This is a genomic window from Rothia sp. P5764 (assembly GCF_048512965.1).
Classification (GTDB): Bacteria; Actinomycetota; Actinomycetes; order Actinomycetales; family Micrococcaceae; genus Rothia.
The window spans coordinates 1-831 of sequence record NZ_JBLXXQ010000018.1 but is presented as its reverse complement, the minus strand read 5'-3'; the positions used below and the strand labels follow the sequence as shown (position 1 = coordinate 831).

Genomic DNA, 831 nt, shown 5'->3' with positions numbered 1-831 from the left:
AAGGGAAACCACATCTCTGCAGCGATCCAGTATATGTCAAGCCTTGGTAAGGTTCTTCGCGTTGCATCGAATTAATCCGCATGCTCCGCCGCTTGTGCGGGCCCCCGTCAATTTCTTTGAGTTTTAGCCTTGCGGCCGTACTCCCCAGGCGGGGCACTTAATGCGTTAGCTACGGCGCGGAAAACGTGGAATGTCCCCCACACCTAGTGCCCAACGTTTACGGCATGGACTACCAGGGTATCTAATCCTGTTTGCTCCCCATGCTTTCGCTTCTCAGCGTCAGTTACAGCCCAGAGACCTGCCTTCGCCATTGGTGTTCCTCCTGATATCTGCGCATTTCACCGCTACACCAGGAATTCCAGTCTCCCCTACTGCACTCTAGTTAGCCCGTACCCACTGCAAACCCGGAGTTAAGCCCCGGGCTTTCACAGCAGACGCGACAAACCGCCTACAAGCTCTTTACGCCCAATAATTCCGGACAACGCTCGCGCCCTACGTATTACCGCGGCTGCTGGCACGTAGTTAGCCGGCGCTTCTTCTGCAGGTACCGTCACTTTCGCTTCTTCCCTGCTGAAAGAGGTTTACAACCCGAAGGCATTCATCCCTCACGCGGCGTCGCTGCATCAGGCTTGCGCCCATTGTGCAATATTCCCCACTGCTGCCTCCCGTAGGAGTCTGGGCCGTGTCTCAGTCCCAGTGTGGCCGGTCACCCTCTCAGGCCGGCTACCCGTCGTCGCCTTGGTGAGCCGTTACCTCACCAACAAGCTGATAGGCCGTGAGCCCATCTAAAACCAGTACAAACCCTTTCCACCAGCATCCCATGCGGGAACT

General features: G+C 56.6%; 1 rRNA gene. It reads right to left on the bottom strand.

The features are described 5' to 3' along the window. Positions 1-831, bottom strand: a 16S ribosomal RNA gene (locus ACN08Y_RS10865); the annotation flags it as partial.